This window comes from Octadecabacter temperatus, from assembly GCF_001187845.1.
Classification (GTDB): domain Bacteria; phylum Pseudomonadota; class Alphaproteobacteria; order Rhodobacterales; family Rhodobacteraceae; genus Octadecabacter; species Octadecabacter temperatus.
The window spans coordinates 3,017,723-3,034,735 of record NZ_CP012160.1; the positions used below are offsets into that span (position 1 = coordinate 3,017,723).

General features: G+C 55.1%; 21 protein-coding genes, 2 tRNA genes and 1 riboswitch. Of the genes, 13 read left to right on the forward strand and 10 right to left on the reverse strand.

Annotated features, from left to right (window positions below; genetic code table 11):
• Window positions 1-41 precede the first annotated feature (41 nt).
• The 4 genes from OSB_RS15155 to OSB_RS15165 all read right to left on the reverse strand — a co-directional run bounded on the left by OSB_RS15155 (window position 42) and on the right by OSB_RS15165 (window position 2,765).
• Window positions 42-1,151 carry a site-specific DNA-methyltransferase gene (locus tag OSB_RS15155; RefSeq protein ID WP_049835777.1) on the reverse strand — a complete coding sequence of 370 codons (1,110 nt, stop codon included), beginning with the start codon at window positions 1,149-1,151 and terminating at the stop codon, window positions 42-44.
• Between the two features lie 125 nt (window positions 1,152-1,276).
• Complete coding sequence (locus OSB_RS15160; RefSeq protein WP_049835778.1) at window positions 1,277-1,897, reverse strand: ribonuclease HII; 621 nt, start codon at window positions 1,895-1,897, stop codon at window positions 1,277-1,279.
• A 38-nt stretch (window positions 1,898-1,935) separates the two neighbouring features.
• Complete coding sequence (locus OSB_RS16735) at window positions 1,936-2,094, reverse strand: hypothetical protein (protein WP_158454126.1); 159 nt, start codon at window positions 2,092-2,094, stop codon at window positions 1,936-1,938.
• A gap of 206 nt (window positions 2,095-2,300) precedes the next feature.
• Entirely contained in the window at window positions 2,301-2,765 is a 465-nt protein-coding gene (locus OSB_RS15165; RefSeq protein WP_049835779.1) for a hypothetical protein, read from the reverse strand.
• Between the two features lie 165 nt (window positions 2,766-2,930).
• Here OSB_RS15165 and OSB_RS15170 point away from each other — a divergent pair, with 165 nt between their 5' ends.
• The 3 genes from OSB_RS15170 (at window position 2,931) to OSB_RS15180 (ending at window position 4,400) form a co-directional block, all read left to right on the forward strand.
• Window positions 2,931-3,212, forward strand: a complete 282-nt coding sequence (locus tag OSB_RS15170; protein ID WP_049835780.1) for a hypothetical protein — start codon at window positions 2,931-2,933, stop codon at window positions 3,210-3,212.
• Complete coding sequence (locus OSB_RS15175; protein ID WP_143831340.1) at window positions 3,184-3,888, forward strand: winged helix-turn-helix domain-containing protein; 705 nt, start codon at window positions 3,184-3,186, stop codon at window positions 3,886-3,888. The genes OSB_RS15170 and OSB_RS15175 overlap by 29 nt, the downstream gene beginning before the upstream one ends.
• 149 nt (window positions 3,889-4,037) lie before the next feature.
• Window positions 4,038-4,400: a hypothetical protein gene (locus OSB_RS15180; protein WP_143831338.1), complete on the forward strand. Its 363-nt coding sequence runs from the start codon at window positions 4,038-4,040 to the stop codon at window positions 4,398-4,400.
• Window positions 4,401-4,417: 17 nt separating this feature from the next.
• Here the strand turns inward: OSB_RS15180 and OSB_RS15185 are convergent, their stop codons facing one another.
• Together OSB_RS15185 and OSB_RS15190 are read right to left on the reverse strand one after the other, a co-directional pair.
• Window positions 4,418-4,756 (reverse strand): hypothetical protein, encoded by a 339-nt coding sequence (locus OSB_RS15185; RefSeq protein WP_049835782.1) that lies wholly within the window; start codon window positions 4,754-4,756, stop codon window positions 4,418-4,420.
• A 71-nt stretch (window positions 4,757-4,827) separates the two neighbouring features.
• Window positions 4,828-4,904 (reverse strand) — tRNA-Arg (locus OSB_RS15190).
• Window positions 4,905-5,005: 101 nt separating this feature from the next.
• On the opposite strand from OSB_RS15190, the gene OSB_RS15195 reads away from it, so the two are divergent.
• Window positions 5,006-6,031 (forward strand): LacI family DNA-binding transcriptional regulator, encoded by a 1,026-nt coding sequence (locus tag OSB_RS15195; RefSeq protein WP_049835783.1) that lies wholly within the window; start codon window positions 5,006-5,008, stop codon window positions 6,029-6,031.
• Between the two features lie 3 nt (window positions 6,032-6,034).
• Window positions 6,035-6,451, forward strand: coding sequence for a hypothetical protein (locus OSB_RS15200; RefSeq protein WP_049835784.1), 417 nt, complete (start codon window positions 6,035-6,037; stop codon window positions 6,449-6,451).
• 99 nt (window positions 6,452-6,550) lie between these two features.
• Here the strand turns inward: OSB_RS15200 and OSB_RS15205 are convergent.
• A tRNA-Lys gene (locus OSB_RS15205) sits at window positions 6,551-6,626 on the reverse strand.
• Between the two features lie 129 nt (window positions 6,627-6,755).
• On the opposite strand from OSB_RS15205, the gene dapF reads away from it, so the two are divergent.
• The 8 genes from dapF (at window position 6,756) to OSB_RS15245 (ending at window position 13,629) form a co-directional block, all read left to right on the forward strand.
• Window positions 6,756-7,538: a diaminopimelate epimerase gene (gene dapF / locus OSB_RS15210; RefSeq protein WP_074202284.1), complete on the forward strand. Its 783-nt coding sequence runs from the start codon at window positions 6,756-6,758 to the stop codon at window positions 7,536-7,538.
• Window positions 7,535-8,788 carry a tRNA (N(6)-L-threonylcarbamoyladenosine(37)-C(2))-methylthiotransferase MtaB gene (mtaB, locus tag OSB_RS15215; protein WP_049835786.1) on the forward strand — a complete coding sequence of 418 codons (1,254 nt, stop codon included), beginning with the start codon at window positions 7,535-7,537 and terminating at the stop codon, window positions 8,786-8,788. Before dapF ends, mtaB begins: the two co-directional genes overlap by 4 nt.
• The gene (locus OSB_RS15220) at window positions 8,785-9,414 is read left to right on the forward strand and encodes a glutathione S-transferase (RefSeq protein WP_049835787.1); all 630 of its coding nucleotides are present in this window, start codon (window positions 8,785-8,787) and stop codon (window positions 9,412-9,414) included. Before mtaB ends, OSB_RS15220 begins: the two co-directional genes overlap by 4 nt.
• 15 nt (window positions 9,415-9,429) lie before the next feature.
• The gene (locus OSB_RS15225) at window positions 9,430-10,053 is read left to right on the forward strand and encodes an FMN-binding negative transcriptional regulator (protein WP_049835788.1); all 624 of its coding nucleotides are present in this window, start codon (window positions 9,430-9,432) and stop codon (window positions 10,051-10,053) included.
• An 11-nt stretch (window positions 10,054-10,064) separates the two neighbouring features.
• On the forward strand, window positions 10,065-10,658 hold the full coding sequence (locus OSB_RS15230; protein ID WP_049835789.1) for a glutathione S-transferase: 594 nt from the start codon (window positions 10,065-10,067) through the stop codon (window positions 10,656-10,658).
• Window positions 10,659-10,808: 150 nt separating this feature from the next.
• Window positions 10,809-11,393 (forward strand): ubiquinol-cytochrome c reductase iron-sulfur subunit, encoded by a 585-nt coding sequence (gene petA, locus OSB_RS15235; protein ID WP_049836206.1) that lies wholly within the window; start codon window positions 10,809-10,811, stop codon window positions 11,391-11,393.
• Window positions 11,394-11,405: 12 nt separating this feature from the next.
• Complete coding sequence (locus OSB_RS15240; protein WP_049835790.1) at window positions 11,406-12,749, forward strand: cytochrome b; 1,344 nt, start codon at window positions 11,406-11,408, stop codon at window positions 12,747-12,749.
• Between the two features lie 10 nt (window positions 12,750-12,759).
• The gene (locus OSB_RS15245) at window positions 12,760-13,629 is read left to right on the forward strand and encodes a cytochrome c1 (RefSeq protein ID WP_049835791.1); all 870 of its coding nucleotides are present in this window, start codon (window positions 12,760-12,762) and stop codon (window positions 13,627-13,629) included.
• A 53-nt stretch (window positions 13,630-13,682) separates the two neighbouring features.
• On the opposite strand, the gene OSB_RS15250 is transcribed toward OSB_RS15245, so the two are convergent.
• Genes OSB_RS15250 through OSB_RS15260 form a run of 3 tightly spaced genes read right to left on the reverse strand, consistent with a single transcriptional unit; the run spans window position 13,683 to window position 16,814 of the window.
• The gene (locus OSB_RS15250) at window positions 13,683-14,375 is read right to left on the reverse strand and encodes a thiamine ABC transporter ATP-binding protein (RefSeq protein WP_049835792.1); all 693 of its coding nucleotides are present in this window, start codon (window positions 14,373-14,375) and stop codon (window positions 13,683-13,685) included.
• Window positions 14,362-15,858 (reverse strand): ABC transporter permease family protein, encoded by a 1,497-nt coding sequence (locus OSB_RS15255; protein WP_049835793.1) that lies wholly within the window; start codon window positions 15,856-15,858, stop codon window positions 14,362-14,364. Before OSB_RS15255 ends, OSB_RS15250 begins: the two co-directional genes overlap by 14 nt.
• Entirely contained in the window at window positions 15,834-16,814 is a 981-nt protein-coding gene (locus OSB_RS15260) for a thiamine ABC transporter substrate-binding protein (protein WP_049835794.1), read from the reverse strand. The genes OSB_RS15255 and OSB_RS15260 overlap by 25 nt, the downstream gene beginning before the upstream one ends.
• A 45-nt stretch (window positions 16,815-16,859) precedes the next feature.
• Window positions 16,860-16,962: riboswitch (TPP riboswitch) on the reverse strand.
• Between the last annotated feature and the right edge of the window lie 51 nt (window positions 16,963-17,013).

Genomic DNA, 17,013 nt, shown 5'->3' on the forward strand with positions numbered 1-17,013 from the left:
GCCGCAGGCACAGGCGGTAAACTTGGAAACTGTGTGTAGGTTTAGTTGGCGCGCATCTCAGAACGGATCTGTTGGCGCAGAAGGTCAATCGGAACCTTTTTGCCATCGCGACGGTAGTGCCAATACGTCCAGCCATTGCAGCTTGGGGCGTTTTCGCAGGCAGCGCCAACTTGGTGGATGGACCCCTTGGAGTCTGCAGCGATCAGTGTGCCGTCAGCACGAACTTTCGCTTTGTGGCGGCCGTTGACGGACCACAGGTCTTCACCAGGACGCAACATGCCACGTTCAACGACTTGGCCGAACGGAACCCGCGGCTCAGCGCGCTTGGATTGCGACACCTCTAAGGCCTCATTGTCGAATTTACGGATCTTCGCCAAACGCTTCTTAGCTACGGCACGGTATTCAGCTTCACGCTCGATGCCGATGTAGTCACGGCCAAGCATTTTAGCGACAGCACCCGTCGTACCGGTACCAAAGAACGGATCAAGCACAACGTCGCCAGGATTAGTGGACCCCACCAAAACGCGGTGCAGCAGGCTTTCTGGTTTCTGGGTCGGGTGGGCTTTGTCGCCGGCTTCGTTTTTCAAACGTTCATGTCCTGTACAAATCGGAAGCACCCAATCGCTGCGCATCTGGGTTCCTTCGTTAAGCGCTTTTAGCGCTTCGTAGTTAAAGGTTGGTTTCGATTTCTCGGTCTTGGAGACCCAGATCATCGTTTCGTGGGCATTCGTCAGACGCATGCCACGAAAGTTTGGCATCGGGTTTGACTTGCGCCAAATCACGTCGTTCAGGATCCAGAACCCTTGGTTCTGCAGCTCGGTGCCCATGCGGAAGACGTTGTGATAGGAACCGATGACCCACATCGCGCCATTCGGCTTAAGGATACGGCGCGCGGCCGTCATCCAAGCGTGCGTAAATTCATCGTAGCGCTTAAAGCTCTCGAACTGATCCCAATCGTTATCTACTGCGTCAACCTTGGAATTGTCGGGGCGATGCAATTCGCCCTTCAGTTGAAGATTATAGGGTGGGTCTGCAAAAATCAGATCAACGCTGCACTCGGGCAGGCTGTTCATGATGTCGATGCAATCACCGTCAAGAATGCTATTGAGCGGCAGCGCTGGCGCAGCTGCCTCTTTGGTTTTCTTAGTCATTTTACGCCTCTGTCCCGACTTTGATAGTCACGGCGGTTATCCGCTCGTTTGTTGGGACCAATGTGAGTCAAAGGCGATTCGCAGTCAAAAACTTTATTGAATCAAAGGGTTAGAAAATATGCTTGTCACAACATATTGTGGACGGGTTTGAAAGATCGTCTATGGTGTGGGGTAACCCCCAAATTTTGAAGTGCAGATATGTGGCTTTTGGACCCGTATCCCGCGTTCGTCTCCCAGCCGTACCCAGGGTACTGTTGCGCTAAATCCACCATGATCCGATCTCGACATATTTTGGCCACAATTGAAGCCGCCGCGATGGACAAAGAACGGGCGTCACCTTTGATGATTGTTGTCGCGGGAACAGTCAGCCCGCGCGGGATCATGTTTCCATCAATCAGGGCATGATCGACGCCACCTAATCCGGCCACTGCCCTTTCCATCGCAAGATGGCTGGCGCGTAAAATATTGATTTCGTCTATTTCTTCGACAGTCGCATGGGCGATCGACACCTGCGCGTTCGCTAAGATCAACGGTTCAAGCGCCTCGCGGCGTTTCGCCGTCAGTTTCTTACTGTCATTTAGTCCCGCTGGTATACGTGCCGGATCAAGGATCACGGCAGCGGCAGTGACGGGACCAGCCAATGGCCCGCGCCCTACTTCATCCACACCCGCTATGCGCAACGCGCCGCGGGTGAGCAGGTCTTGTTCAAATGTGAAATCGGGTCCGGTTGTCTCAGGTGTACTCATCCATCCCGTGTCTCAAACACAGGTCGGGGCTGCAAGCCTCAGAGCCAGAAAGTACCGAATAGGCTGCGACCACGTGTATAAAGATCAGTCGCCGGAGCCACCTTACGCTTGGCTGGCACTGCTTTAAGCGGTTTCACATCATTCTTTTTGATATGCGGGGCTGCCAAAAACTTGGCTGTCAAACGGTCTTGGATCATGGTCTGTCCTTTCAGATCATTCGCTTCCTGCTGTCATAGGTAAGGCATTCTTACCCATCCAGATAGGGACACCTGTGCAATCCCGTCATGCACTGACTGCAAAGACCAATCATATTCGACATAAAAAAGAGGCAGGGGGCCATGTCCTCCCCCCTGCCTCTAAATGGGTAACCGCTGGGGGCGGCTACCCGATATCCGCTTCGGCCTTAGTGCCGATTGGTGCGGAACCCTGCGTTACGCATGCACGCAACATCGTAACCTTGGCGATGCGCACCGCGTTCACCACGAAAATTGACGCGGCAGTCTTGCGGCAAACGGTTAGTGAACTGGTAGTTGTTGTTCAGACAACGCTGTCCAAACATCCGAACAGTAGCACCCCGGCGCGTCTGAGCAGTTGTTAGACATTGCGCCGGAAGAACCTGCCAATTTCTAACGCCCCGATCATGTCTCTCATTGCGGTCAGAACGATTAATCGTTGGCGCGGGCTCAGACGTGCGGTCATTGTTGCGACTGCTGTGGATCGCAGCACCGATAACCAGCAAACCAAGAAGCCCGGCGATTTCATCATCAGACATCCGCGCGGCGGCGCTATTTGGGGCAACAGCCGTGAAAGCCAAAGTTGTGGCGAGAAGGCCTGCGGTAATCGTCGTTTTAAGTGAGCGAGCAAACATTGTATGGTCCTTTCGGGATTCGCCGTAATGTGTGACGGCTTGTGATGAACCAACGATGCGGCGGGGGCCGAATGTCTCTCAATAACGGGGCGGCGTTATCGGCTTTCGGCCACGAACACGCGGACGGATATTGAATAACAAGACGCCACACGGCATGTTCACGGCATGAAACGCATACTTACCCTCACACTCACGTTAGTGATGTTGTCCGCATCGGCGCAGGCCGCGTGTTATGCTGATTACAAAGCCAAGCGTGACGATCCCCTCCGGCTGCACTACGGTGTTGCAGAGATCATGGGCGCATGTACGCCAGACGGCGCAAGCGCCGAACTGGCTCCGCGCCTTTCTGCCGATGATTGGCAGTTGTTAAGTATTGAAGGCGTCTTCGATGACGCTGGTCTTGAGGAGAGACAGAACAGTGCAGGCGAATACTACCTCCGCTATTGAAGCACGTCAGACGGGCAATCGGATTGTCATCGGCGGAATTGCAGCCATCGTGGTCATCTTGTTCACGGCGGCTGTTTTGTTGTTCCTTAACTTGCCAGACGCAAATGCGTTTAATGCCCGCGTTGAAGCGCTGTTTGTCGAGAACGCCTCGCTTACGGGTCAGGCTGAAATCAAACTACTGGAAATCTTAGCGCAATCGGGTACGGCATTTTCTGCTACGCTCGACAGCTATCGCTTTGTGATTTTCGTGCTTTTGATCTTCGCGACTGCGTTGCTCGTCGCGGCTGTGGCATTCCTTGTGATGCTAATCGCGATGAACCGTCGGATGGGGCAGATCGAACGCAAAGGGATTGAAGTGAACTCGCTTCTGATCTCACGCGATCAGAACATGGTTTACCTTAACAACTTTGAATTCAAACTGACGGATGCCGCGATCGAAACGCTTTCCGTCTTGGCCGAAGCACGCATGGACGACGAAGTGTTGACCGGCGCTGAAATCGAAGGTGTTATTTCTGGCCGTCCATCATCGGATTGCGAAGAAGCCGCAGGCGCCACGCGGATCAAACGTCTGCGTGACACGCTCGGCAATCAAATGATGTCTGAACTCCTTGTGCGCAACATCGCGCGGCGCGGCTATATGCTGTCGATTGATAAAGACGTCATTCGCATGGTCTGACCATTTGCGGGGAATGCCAAACAGGCTTTCCCCCTAAAAGGTCAGCAATTCATACCCATCTATCACTTATGAAACGACGTGATTTTCTCCGTTCCGCCGGAGCAGCGGCTGTGATCCCAGTCTTGCCCCTGCCTGCTATAGCCGTCCCAGTGGCTACAACCCCAGTCAATACCTTTCAGGTCGGCTGGGCGGCGTTATACGCCCGCGCGCACAACCAAGCGAGCCCCGCCCTTATCCAGAAATGGCTGCGAGTCAGCCCTGAACAAGCGAACGCTTTGATGGGTGAGCTGGTTAATCAAAACATCATCAAAGTACCGATCGCAGGTAGCGCAGCCGCCGTTCAGCCGATGTATCCGGGTGGCGGGGTGCCGGGCATGTTCGGCAAAACCAAAAAAGCCGTCGAAACCGCGAAAGACATCCTCGACACGCTGGTCGAGGAGGATGAAGCGGACGAACCTATTGAAACCATTTGCGAGACAACTTTTGAAGGCTCTACAGACGTAACCTCGTAACGCCTAGCTAGGCATCCCTAAACGTCTAAGAAGTACGGATCAACGCGCCGCCAAAAATGCAGTAAATCCTGCCCCTTAGCTGGAACTTGGCCCATCTCTTGAATCGCATAAATATCTGCCGCGACCAATGCCGCCAGTCGAAAGCCCAATTGCGCCGACTTCGACGAGGCTTGCGTATCTACGATATCCTCAAACGTTGACGCCGCAGTTGTGATCGCAAATGCAATGCCCAGCGCGGCCTCATTTGGCCAAGCTTGCGCCATATCGCGCACCAGTTTCTTGATACGTCGATGATCTTCGGTTGCCAAACACGCAACGGCAAACTCAATCATCAGGTCCGTTGTGCCCTGACGCATACCTCATCCATTCGCTTTCACCTGGCGTTAATACCCACCATAGCCTTAAGAGTACAACCGCAGGTTAATACTGGTGACCCCGGCAGGATTCGAACCTGCAACCTGCCCCTTAGGAGGGGGCTGCTCTATCCAGTTGAGCCACGGGGCCGCCATTACTATCTGCCGTGGAACTCTGTTTACCGCAAGGGCTTGGACATCCTTGGTCTGGGGCGCTAACACTTGGTGTATAGCTTCTACAGGACAGAGCCATTGCAGACCCGATCCAAACGCCCACTAACCTTACGTGATGTCTCTGAGGCATCCGGCGTAAGCGAAATGACCGTAAGCCGCGTGTTGCGCAAAAAGGGCGATGTCAGCGCGGCAACCCGCGAAAAAGTTCAGGAAGCGGCGCGACGTCTGGGATATGTTCCAAACAAAATCGCCGGCGCTTTGGCGTCCCAACGGGTGAACTTGGTCGCTGTTATCATTCCATCTTTGGGCAACATGGTGTTCCCAGAAGTCTTGTCCGGTATCAGCGAGGAACTTGAAGGCACTGAACTTCAACCCGTTGTCGGAGTGACCGATTACCAGCCCGAGAAAGAAGAGAAGGTCTTGTTTGAGATGCTGTCTTGGCGTCCATCAGGTGTCATCATCGCTGGCCTCGAACATTCCGAAGCATCTCGTGCGATGTTAAAGCAGGCGGGCATCCCAGTTGTTGAGATTATGGATACCGACGGCGAAGCGATCGACACTGCCGTTGGCATCTCGCATCGCCGCGCGGGTCGTCTCATGGCGGACGAGATCATCAAAGCTGGCTACAAACGCATCGGGTTCATGGGCACCAAAATGCCTCTCGATCACCGCGCACGTAAACGGTTTGAAGGGTTTACTCAGACACTCGCTAAAAATGGAATCGAGATCGCCGATCAGGAATTCTACTCCGGTGGTTCCGCGCTTGCGAAGGGCCGTGAAATGACAGCCGCGATGCTGAAGCGGACGCCTGATTTGGACTTCCTGTACTATTCCAACGACATGATCGGTGCGGGTGGACTTTTGTACCTACACGAAACGGGTGCAGACATACCGAATACGATAGGCCTTGCAGGTTTCAACGGCGTCGAACTGTTAGACGGCCTACCGTTGCAGCTTGCGACAATGGACGCTTGCCGCCGCGAAATCGGGCAAACAGCCGCGCGAATTATTGCAGCACGTAACGCTGAAGGGTCGAATGACGAAGGCCAGGTCGTTGAGTTGTCACCTACGCTGTCCTTTGGCGCCACGCTGCGCAAAAGCTAGTTCATGGCGGGTTCAGACTCCCTAAGCGGTAGCTGGACGGGTCGGTTTGACTACGACAACGTTGCCCATGGCACACCGGTGTCCTTTGATGCCGTTTTGACGCAAAATGGGAATACGATTCACGGAGAGATCGTTGAACCGAACACATTCCGACCTGAAGCAACGGATACACTACTCGCTGTCTTAACTGGCGCCCGTAGCGGATCAAACGTTTCCTTCGTTAAAACATACACCGATTTCGAAGATTCCGATCACCCGCACTATGATGGTCAGGTAAACGAAACCGCGACTCGCATCACTGGTCGTTGGCACTTTCCGAGTATGAGCGGAATCAAAGGTACGTTTTTGCTAGCCAGAACGATTGAAGCGGCCGCACGTAAAAAGGCGATAACCGCTGTCGAACTCGTATTCAAAGACTGAACCCGTCTCTTTCCGAGACGGATTTCCCAATAAAACAAACAAACAAGCACTAAACCCAACGCCCAAGGCGAACGGATTTTAGCTTAGAAAAAGAAAAAGTGGTGAGCCCGTCCGGGTTCGAACCGGAGACCTACTGATTAAAAGTCAGTTGCTCTACCAACTGAGCTACAGGCCCACTCCGCGTGCTATTAGAAACCGTAGCGCGAGGGGTCAACCCCTAATCATACGGCAAGACTGGATTCATGTACTCAGCTCAACTATATGCGCCAACATGACACAGAGTTCCCCCACCGGAATCCCTTTCATGAAAATGCATGGGCTCGGCAACGATTTCGTAGTGATAGATGAGCGTGATGGCGTACAACGCCTCACGAATGACATCGTTATTGCAATCGCAGATCGACATCGCGGCGTCGGATTTGACCAATTGGCTGTGATGTCCAAGCGTGGGAATGCTGACGTCCACCTAACATTTTATAACTCTGATGGCAGCACGGCAGGGGCTTGTGGCAACGCGACTCGCTGTATTTCCCGTCACATCATGGCCGAATCGGGCAAAACCGACCTGACACTGACCACTAATCGCGGAACACTGTTTGCCCGTGACGCAGGTGATGGGCTTACGTCGGTGAACATGGGGCACCCGCAGCTTACGTGGAAAGAAGTACCCCTTGCGCAGGATGTCGACCTCGATACATTGCCAATCGACGGCGCGCCGCTGGCAACCGGTATGGGCAACCCGCACTGTACGTTCTTCGTTGATAACGCCGATGCAATCGATCTTGAGGCGCGCGGCGCTGAGATGGAACATCACCCACTTTACCCTGAACGCACCAATGTGCAGTTCGCCCATGTCATTGGCCCCGATCACTTGCGCATGCGTGTTTGGGAACGTGGTGTTGGCGTGACATTGGCGTCTGGGTCGTCATCTTGCGCAACGGCTGTCGCGGCGCACCGCAAAGGGCTGACTGGTAAATCCGTCCGTATCGATCTTGATGGTGGCACGATCCACATCGATTGGCGCGAGGATGGCGTTTGGATGACAGGGCCCACCGCCCATGTCTTTGACGGTATTTGGCACCTATGAACGCGCCAAAATTCACCACACTCGGCTGCCGCCTAAACGCCTATGAAACCGAAGCTATGAAAGAGCTAGCGGGTGCCGCCGGCGTGGAGAACGCTGTTGTCGTGAATACCTGCGCCGTCACCGCAGAGGCCGTGCGCAAAGCCAAGAAAGAAATCCGCAAACTACGCCGCGAAAACCCTGATGCGACGTTGATCGTAACTGGCTGCGCCGCGCAGACCGAACCTGAAACTTTCATCGCAATGCCCGAGGTCAGCAAAGTCATCGGCAACACCGAAAAGATGCAGGCCGAAACATGGAACGGCATGGCACCCGACCTCATCGGGCAAACCGAACCTGTGCAAGTCGACGACATCATGTCGGTCACTGAAACCGCTGGGCATTTGATTGACGGCTTCGGCACCCGATCGCGTGCCTATGTGCAGGTTCAAAACGGCTGCGATCACCGCTGCACATTTTGCATTATCCCCTATGGACGCGGCAACTCACGCAGCGTTCCGGCTGGTGTTGTGGTCGAACAAATCAAACGGCTCGTCGGCAAAGGCTATAATGAGGTCGTGCTGACCGGCGTTGACCTCACCTCTTGGGGTGCTGACCTACCGGCAGAACCCAAGCTTGGCGATCTCGTCATGCGTATTCTCAAACTGGTGCCAGATTTGCCGCGCCTGCGGATCAGTTCCATCGATTCGATTGAGGTCGATGAAAACCTCATGCAGGCCATCGCCACTGAACCCCGCCTCATGCCGCACCTTCACTTGTCCTTGCAGCATGGTGACGACCTGATCCTCAAACGCATGAAACGCCGCCACCTGCGCGATGATGCGATCAAGTTTTCAGAAGATGCACGCAAGCTACGCCCTGACATGACGTTTGGCGCGGACATCATCGCCGGCTTTCCGACGGAAACCGAAGCGCACTTTGAAAACTCGCTTAAGCTTGTGGATGACTGCGCCCTAACTTGGCTTCATGTCTTCCCCTATTCTCCACGCCAAGGTACCCCCGCCGCGCGTATGCCCGCCGTGAATGGCAAAGACATCAAAGCTCGCGCCGCGCGCCTTCGAGAAGCCGGTAAGGTGCGCGTTTATGCGCACCTAAACGAACAAATCGGCAAGACCCATCACATCCTAATGGAAAACCCCCGCATGGGTCGCACCGAACAATTCACCGAGGTGGCATTTGATACAGACCAGCCCGAATCCCAGATCGTCACCGCAGAAATCACGGGTTCACGCGGCGATCAGTTGATCGCATGACCTATCCTATCCTCTACTCCTTTCGCCGCTGCCCCTACGCCATGCGTGCCCGCCTCGCGATTGCGTCCAGCGGGCTTACGGTCGAGCTGCGCGAAATTCTTCTGCGTGACAAAGCACCCGAGTTCCTCGCCACATCGCCAAAAGGAACCGTCCCCGTTCTTATCGCCGGTAACGTCATCGAAGAATCATATGACGTCATGCGCTGGGCGCTAGAACAGTCCGACCCCGAAAACCTCCTAACGCCGATGACCAAAGCGGCCTATGCGCTGATCGAACAAACAGATGGCCCGTTCAAAACCGCGCTGGATCGCACCAAGTACGCCGTGCGCCACCCCGATCTCGACCCAGCCGAAAGCCGCGCGACTGCCGCTTCGTTCATTGAGAAACTCGACACCCAGCTTAACGGCAAACCTTGGTTGTTTGGGGATGAACCCTCACTCGCGGATCTCGCAATTTTGCCGTTCGTGCGTCAGTTCGCACGTACGGATCTCGATTGGTGGGATGCACAGCCATTCACCCACGCGCAAAACTGGCTCGCGGCATTCAAAGCCTCCGATCGGTTTGCGTCTATCATGACGAAATACACCCCTTGGAAATCGGGGGATGACGTGGTCCTGTTCCCTTAACGAAGGAACTTAACCATGCACCCGAACCCGACCTACCGCAGAACACCAGAAGACCGCGCGATTGCGTTTGTGCGCGAACGCTCCTTTGGTCAGATCACTGCGATGGGGCCGGATGGGTTGTTGGCCTCCCATGTTCCTGTCTTGCTGTCTGACAATGCGACCACGCTTGATATGCATCTCGTGCGCTCCAACCCAATCGCGCGGGCCCTGTCCGAACCGTTGACAGTTCTCCTCGCGATCACGGGGCCGGATGGATATGTCTCGCCGGATTGGTACGGCGCGGACGACCAAGTCCCGACATGGAATTACGTCTCTGTCCACATCCAGGGCACATTGGAAAAGCTCGACCAAGACATGATCCGCGATGTGCTGGATCGCCAATCGGCGCTGTTCGAAAACCAATTGCCAAAGCCCGCGTGGACCACACAAAAGATGACGCCAGATGTCCTCGACAAAATGATGCGTCAGATTGTGCCGTGCCGTTTGACCATCACTGACATCCAAAGCACCTTTAAACTAAACCAGAACAAACCCGATGACGTGCGCCTACGCGCCGCTGATGAAATGGCGCAAAGCGGCATTGGCATGGAAACGAATGCCCTTGCCGACCTTATGCGCAACCCACCTAACGAAGACTGAAAGGACACCACATGAAACTGATCATGTCCCCACCATCCCCGTTCGCCCGCAAAGCCCGCGTGTTATTGCGCGAAACAGGATTGATTGACCGAGTAGAAGAGGTTCAGGTCTCGTCCACGCCCCTTAACTCCGCGCAAGAAATTCTTGTCGCGAACCCCTTGGGTAAAATTCCGGCCCTCATCCGCGAAGATGGCCCTGCAATTTACGATAGCCGCGTGATTACACGCTACTTAGACGACATGGCCGATTCAGGCCTTTATCCCACAACAAGCCTGTATGAAGTCCTCACACTCGAGGCGACCGCAGATGAACTTATGGTTGTGACCGTCGGCATGATTTATGGCGAGCGTTATCGCGAAGACGCACCAGACTGGACTGAAGCCCAATGGGGCAAGGCCGCCCGCGCCATCGCCGCAATCAACAGCCGCTGGATGAGTCACCTAAACGGCCCCCTTAACATGGCCCAAATCGCTGTTTCCTGCGCGCTTTCCTACGTTGATTTACGCCATGACGCCCGCAATTGGCGCCACGGCAACGAGGCATTAGCCAACTGGCAGGCCGAATTTGAGAACCGCGACTCGATGCAGGCAACAAAACCCGCCTAAGGGCCAATCGCCGCATGCGACGAACTGCGCTTGAATCTTGCTGGACCTAAGCAGAGTTGGTCGCTAAGAACCAAACGGAATGAATGTCCCTTTTGAGGGGCTTTCGTCGTATTTGACGGGCAATTGCCCCAGAATTCGGAGATGGAACAGGTGTCAAACGCAGCAGAACATCAAGCAACGCGACGCGATTTTATTTATTACGCGACCGCCGGTGCTGGTGCAGTTATCACAGGGGCCTCGGTTTGGCCGCTTGTAAATCAAATGAACCCCTCAGCAGACGTTCTTGCGCTTGCTTCGATTCGGCAGGACGTAAGCGCCGTTGAACCTGGCATGCAGCTTACAGTGCTGTGGCAGGGTAAACCCGTGTTTATCCGCCACCGGACAGGTGCTGAAATTGCGGACGCCCAAGCGCAAGACGCTGAAGCAGCCTCTTTCATTGACGGTCTGTCCCGCAATGAAAACTTGGATGCGACGGCTGATGCATCTGACGCCAACCGCGTGATGCCATCCCCTGAAGGCGAAGCCGAAGGTGCATGGATTGTTCAAATGGGTGTCTGTACGCACCTCGGCTGCGTTCCACTTGGTGACGGCGCTGGTGACTTTGGTGGTTGGTTCTGCCCATGTCACGGCTCACACTACGATTTGGCCGGCCGCATTCGTAAAGGCCCCGCGCCAGAGAACCTTCCGGTTCCGCCTGCGCGTTGGGTTGACGCAACAACTATCGAACTCGGTTAAGGAGATAGACACATGGGTGGCATTCCCCACGACCATTACGAACCGAAGTCTAACGCTGAAAAGTGGCTCGAAAGCCGCCTTCCGGTAATTGGCCTTCTCTACGGCACATTGATGATCCCCACACCAAAGAACCTGAACTGGATGTGGATCTGGGGCATCGTTTTGGCCTTCACACTTGTTTTGCAGATCGCAACGGGCGTTGTCCTTGTGATGCACTACACACCGCACGTCGACTTGGCGTTCTCATCCGTTGAACACATCATGCGTGACGTAAACGGCGGTCATATGATCCGCTACTTCCACATGAACGGCGCGTCGCTGTTCTTCGTAGCTGTTTACGCACACATGTTCCGTGGCCTTTACTACGGTTCATACAAAGCCCCACGCGAAGTGACATGGATCATCGGTATGTTGATCTTCTTGCTGATGATGGCGACAGGCTTCTTGGGCTACGTTCTGCCATGGGGTCAAATGTCCTTCCACGGTACGGCTGTTATCACTGGCCTGTTCGGTGCGATCCCGTTCGTTGGTGAAAGCCTGCAGACATGGCTCTTGGGCGCTGGCGCTGTTGGCCAGCCTGCTTTGAACCGCTTTTTCTCACTGCACTACCTGCTGCCATTCGTGATTGCGGCCCTTGTGATCGTTCACATCTGGGCGTTCCACACGACAGGCAACAACAACCCAACAGGTGTTGAGGTTCGTCGCGGGTCCAAAGAAGAAGCTGAGAAAGACACGCTTCCATTCTGGCCATACTTCGTGATCAAGGATCTGTTCGCGCTGTCCGTCATCCTGACGGTCTTCGTGGCAATCGTTGGCTTTATGCCAAACTTCCTTGGCCACCCAGACAACTACATCGAAGCCAATGCACTGGTCACACCAGCGCACATCGTTCCTGAATGGTACTTCTTGCCATTCTACGCGATCCTGCGGGCATTCGATAACACTGTATGGGTCGTGATCTTCGCTGAGTGGGTTAGCTTCGGCATCATCGACGCCAAGTTCTTCGGCGTGCTGGCAATGTTCGGCGCGATCGCAGTGATGGCACTCGTGCCTTGGCTCGATACATCCTCCACACGCTCCGGTCGTTACCGTCCGATGTTCAAGTGGTGGTTCGCTATCCTATGCGTGGACTTCATCGTCTTGATGTGGGCCGGCGCTATGCCTGCTGAGGGTATCTACCCAATCATCGCGCTGATCGGTGCGACGTACTGGTTCGCTTATTTCCTCGTAATTCTGCCGCTTCTGGGCGTTATCGAAAAGCCGATGGCACCCCCTGCGACAATCGAGGACGACTTCAACGCGCACTACGGCCAAACGGCTGCTTCGGCTGATGCCGCAGCGACCTCGGCTGAGTGAGAAAGGACCAATGAACATGTTCCGCAAACTCACCCTTACAGCAGCAGTTACCCTAGGCCTCGCCTCGGGTTCTGCGTACGCAGCCGGTTCCGAAGCCCACGTCGAGGATTTTGATTTCTCGTTTGAGGGTCCATTCGGTTCCTATGATACGAACCAACTTCAGCGTGGTCTTCAGATCTACACTGACGTTTGTTCCTCTTGTCATGGCCTGAAGTTCGTCGCGTTCCGTACATTGCATGATGAAGGCGGGCCTCACCTGCCAGAAGATCAGATGCGTGCATATGCTGAATTCTACGAAGTGTTCGACGAAACGCTGTTTGATGGCGAAGGCGATTTCCGCACCGCCACACCAGCTGACCACTTCCCGGAAAGCCAACTCTCCACGGCTCCTGACTTGTCCTTGATGGCCAAGGCACGCGCTGGTTTCCACGGGCCATACGGCACGGGTATCAACCAGTTGACCAAAGGCATGGGCGGCCCAGAATACATCGCTTCCTTGTTGAACGGTTACCACGAAGCACCCTCTTGTGCGCCCGAAGACTTTGACGGCCACTACAACACTGTCTTCGCATCCGGCGGCTACCCTGATGAGTGTAAAGACGAAGATGGCGCGCACATGTACCCAGGCAGCTGGATCGCAATGGCACCGCCACTCTTCGATGATCAGCTTGAGTTCAACGACGGCCACGCCGCCGATGTTGAGCACATGGCGCAGGACGTTGCTGCGTTCCTAATGTGGACTGCCGAGCCTAAGATGATGGCACGTAAGCAGGCTGGCCTGACTGGTGTGATCTTCCTGACTGTCTTGTCTGTGTTGCTGTACCTCACAAACAAACGTCTTTGGGCACCGCACAAAGCAGCGGCCAAGCGCAAAGACTAAGCGTCTAACATAATCAAACAAAAGGCCCGCCAATTCGGCGGGCCTTTTGCGTTCTAACCAAGGTAGTCGACAAACGCCTCAGGTGGATCATTCAAGAAGTCCTGTGTCGATATAGGTGCCCAAGCCTTGTTCGGTGAAACACCCAAAATGGCATCCGCCACCCGCGCGGCATCGCTCGGGTCATGCGTCACCATCACAACGGTACGCCCAGCCTCTTTCGCAAGCGCCACGGACAGATCTAGCATCTCAGCCTTCAAACCGGGCCCAAGGGCGCTAAACGGTTCATCCATCAGCATCACGTCACGGTCCTGCAACAACGCCCGCGCCAGCGCTGCGCGGCTTTGTTGCCCACCTGACAAAGCGGCTGGTTTACGTTCAGACAGACCATCTAACCCAACCTGAGCCAACATATCTTCAACGCGCTGACGAACCGACGCAGTTGGGTTCAGTTTCGACCCCAAAGCCAGCGCGACGTTCTGCATAACCGTCAAATGCGGGAACAGGTTGTTGTCCTGAAACAGCATCGAAACTGGCCGCTTTGCAGGTGCCAGCTTCGTAATGTCACTACCCTTCCACAACAACGCGCCACCCGTTTGCGGAACAAAGCCGGCAATGCCACCCAACAATGTGGACTTCCCAGCACCAGACGGCCCGATGATCGCAGTGACCCGACCCGCCTCAATCTGTAAATCAGCCGCAAGCGCATATGCGCCTTGTAAAAACTCAACATCCTTACACCACAGCATGCGCACGGCCTCCTTTGTCAAACACCCAGAACACGCCCAGCGATAGCACCACCAATAGCAATGCCGCACCATAAGCCGCGTCCATCTGATACCGCCCCATCAAATCATACATCATGAGCGGCAGGGTGCCCTCACCGGGACGCGAAAACAACGTGATGACCCCAAGGTCCCCCATCGCCAACGCACCCGTCAGCCCAGCCGCGAACCCCAACGGGCGGCGTAAGCGTGGCAGGTAAACAATCCGCCACAACGCGAAACCACCAAGCCCGAGTGACTGCCCCAAACGCCCAAAATCCGCCCGCGCTGAATCCACACCGGGCCGCAATATTCGCAAGACGAAGGGCAGCGCCATCAGCACGTTCACCACCATCGTCACTGGCAGCGCCACAGATGAAGGCCGCACAAAAGGTTGCACGATTAGGAACAGGCCCGTGCCCAGCACCAAACCAGACACCGATATGCCCAGCAACGACGCCGCCTCACCTGCCTTGGTTGCCAGTGGCAGCGCCAGTGCCATCGTCAAAACAACCGCCCCTAGCGCGATCATCAATGACCTCAACGCTGCGCCCCAAATACTGCTTGGCAAATCTGGCAGTCCCGCAAGCCCCGCAATCGCGACCGCCATAAGTGGTGCCAACAAAAACAGCGCCGCCAACACAATGAAAACCGCATCCAATGCCTTTGATCCATCCCAGCGTTGTACGACGCGGTCAAAGCCCGCCCCCAGCATATCACCGCGTGACAACAGCAACGCCAAGCCGCCTGCGCATAGCCCCAAACACAACTGAACCACCGCCAATGACGCAGCTTTGCTGAGGTCGAAGTCGAATTTGAATGCTTGATAGATCGCAAGCTCGACCGTCGTAGCACGCGGTCCTCCACCCAGCGTCAACGCGACGGCAAACGACCCCAAACAGATCACAAAGATCACAGCGAACGCACCGGGCACAACGCGCCGTAACATTGGCCATTCCAACAGCCAGAACACGGGCGCACCAAGTGATGCTGCCACGCGAAATCGCTCGGAAGGGACAGAAAGCCACCCTTGAAGGATCAGTCGCACCGCCAGTGGGAGATTGAAAAACACATGGGCAAGGATCACGCCCTGCGCGCCGTAAATGTCTAACTTTGGCAGGCCCAGTGGCCCCAACAAGAGGTTCACAAACCCTTTGCCGCCAAACACCGCCAATAACCCAAGGATCGCGACGATCACTGGGAGGATAAACGGTGCACCCATCACCGAGATCAACGCAGATCGCCCCCAGAACGCACGACGCGCCAATGCGCGGGCAACAGGGATCGCCAGAACGACGCTAATAAAGGCGGACCAAAATGCCTGCCAGATCGTAAATTTTAGGGCTGATATGTCAGCCGCAGACAGGGCGGTGAATCCACCGCCCCGCCACAACACCGCCGTTACGGGACCAATTATAAGCCCCGCAACGACAAGCGCTGCAATTATTGGGAAAGTGCGCTGCGCCATGCTTCAATCGCTGGCTCACGAAGTGCCGCAGCTTCATCTTCTGTGTAAAACAGAACAGTCTCTGGCATTGGCAATTCTTGGAAACCCTCCGGCCACTTGTCCTCAGTCAACGCAGCTGGGAAAGACCAGTTGGTTGTCGGGATCATCGTTTGGAACTCTTCCGTAAGGATGAACGCCATAAACTGGTCCGCCAATTCAGGGTTGTCTGTTCCCGAAAGTTTCGCTGCAAGCTCAACCATGAAATAGTGGCCTTCATCGAAGATCGCCGCTGACTTCGTCAGGTCTTCTTCAGCGATGATGTGGTAAGCTGGGGATGTTGTGTAAGACAGCACCACATCTGCTTCACCATCGGTAAACAAACCATAGCTTTCGGACCAACCCTGCGTGACCGTTACGATTTTTGGTGCAAGACGCGCCCATGCAGCCTCGGCTTCGTCGCCATAAACAGCATTCACCCAAAGAACCAAAGCAAGACCTGAGATCGATGAACGCGGGTCTTGGATGACCACACGCACATCGTCAGGCGCGTTCAGCAGGGCTTCGAATGAATCAAACCCGTCTAGCTTCGTGTTGTCATAAATGAACGCCGTGTGGCCGTAGTTAAACGGCAAGAACGTGTCGTCGTTCCACTCAAGCGGAAGCGTCAGCGGCGACAGGTCCAAACCGTGTGGTGCGAACAATCCGCTGTCACGGGCACGCTTGGTGATGTCTGAATTGAACCCGATGGCAACATCAGCCTCGGTTCCTTCGCCTTCCAACAACAAACGCGGCAATAGATCGCCCGTTTGGTACTGCAAATCGCAGTCGCACTGCGCTTCGAACGCTTCTTCAATGCTAGGGCCTGGGCCCCATTCGGATCCGAAATAATCGGGGGCATAAACTGTCAGAACATTCGTTTCCGCAGCAGCAACGCTGGCAAACATCAGTCCTGCGACAGTGAGTAGGGTCTTTTTCATCTTTCTTCCTCTCATTGCGCCGAACGGAGAAAGGGGGGCGGTCTTAACTTAGCCCGTTACCTTCCCTCCGCCGGTCTTAACCGGTTCAGGTTCTACGGGTCCGCCATGTGGCATCTCAGCTTCATTCGAAGCCCCCCGAGGTACGCAAAGACCTAGTGCGTGCCCTCAGACTTGGCAAGGGGCCGCAGCAACGCTAGAC